General features: G+C 55.3%; 1 pseudogene. It reads left to right on the top strand.

Going from position 1 to position 329, the window contains the following annotated elements:
- Positions 1 to 329 (top strand): annotated as a pseudogene (locus BUB37_RS21635) (hypothetical protein); the annotation flags it as partial.

Below are 329 nucleotides of genomic sequence, written 5' to 3'. Positions count from 1 at the left end.
CCCAACGATCCCGATACGGACGGTGACGGTATCCCCGACGGACAGGAAGTATCCGACGGTACCAATCCTTTGGACGATTGTGATTCCGTAGGCGGTACTCCTTTGAGCACCAGCGACTGCGATGGCGACGGAATCAGTAATGGCGATGAGGCGACTTTGGGCACGGATCCCAACGATACCGATACCGATGGTGACGGCATATCAGATGGTCAGGAAGTCACTGACGGTACCAATCCTTTGGATGACTGTGATTCCGTAGGCGGAACTCCCCTAGCTACAAGCGACTGCGATGGCGACGGAATCAGCAATGGTGATGAAGCTACCTTGGG

Origin of the sequence: Pseudozobellia thermophila (assembly GCF_900141855.1) — a bacterium.
Lineage (GTDB): Bacteria > Bacteroidota > Bacteroidia > Flavobacteriales > Flavobacteriaceae > Pseudozobellia > Pseudozobellia thermophila.
Note: the sequence above shows the minus strand (reverse complement) of the source record. Positions and strands in the feature narration are given on the sequence as shown.